This is a genomic window from Allomesorhizobium camelthorni (assembly GCF_011045125.1).
Lineage (GTDB): Bacteria > Pseudomonadota > Alphaproteobacteria > Rhizobiales > Rhizobiaceae > Allomesorhizobium > Allomesorhizobium camelthorni.
In genome coordinates this window covers 1-738 of the sequence record NZ_JAAKZF010000310.1, presented here as the reverse complement: position 1 = coordinate 738, position 738 = coordinate 1, and the positions used below count along the sequence as shown (strand labels likewise).

The 738-nt window shown below is 60.6% G+C and carries 2 protein-coding genes; both read left to right on the top strand.

The features are described 5' to 3' along the window. Positions 1-272: IS66 family transposase (locus G6N73_RS36085; protein WP_165034598.1), on the top strand; the 272-nt coding region annotated here is incomplete at its 5' end. Positions 273-280: 8 nt separating this feature from the next. Next, complete coding sequence (locus G6N73_RS36080) at positions 281-712, top strand: plasmid pRiA4b ORF-3 family protein (RefSeq protein WP_165034597.1); 432 nt, start codon at positions 281-283, stop codon at positions 710-712. The last annotated feature ends 26 nt before the right edge of the window (positions 713-738 follow it).

The following is a 738-nucleotide window of genomic DNA, read 5'->3' as shown; positions in this document are numbered from 1 at the left end:
CGTGCGATCTGGCCCGCGACATCCAAAACAAGTTCAGGCGAGCTCGCGATCAACTTTTGACCTTTGCCCAATGGCCAGGAATGGTCGACGCGACGAACAACGCCTGCGAACGCGCCCTCAGACCTGCCGTCGTTCAACGGAAGATCACTAACGGCTATCGCGCCATGTGGGCCGCACAGGGCGAAGCCGACATTCGAACCGTCGTCGACACGGCTCGTCTCGCGCCGGGCACGAACCCCTTCAAAATCATCCTTCAAACCGTCAGTGCCTGAAATCCGCCATGACTGAGCCCGCGACCTTGATCTTCCGAGCCTCTCTTCGGGCACGGCTTTATCGGGACATCGAGGTGTCGAGTTCGAGCACCCTAGCGGATCTGGCCGAAGCCATCGTAGCGGCATTTGGCTTCGACATGGACCATGCCTATGGCTTCTATTCAAAGCTGACGGGAAAGCTGTTCGGCTCGCCGCAGCGGTTCGAACTTTTCGCCGACATGGAGGGGAGCGGCTCTCGCAGCGTAAAGCGCACACGCGTCATCACGGCCTTCCAGAAGGTGGGCTCGGCCATGACCTTCCTGTACGACTACGGTGACGAGTGGCGCTTCCGCGTTGAAGTTATTGGAACAGGGCAGGCGCAGCCCGATGCCAATTACCCGAGGATCGTCAGCAAGGTCGGCAAGGCTCCCCCGCAGTACCCGGACATCGAGGACGAGTGACGACACACTGTGCCCCATCGGGGGGG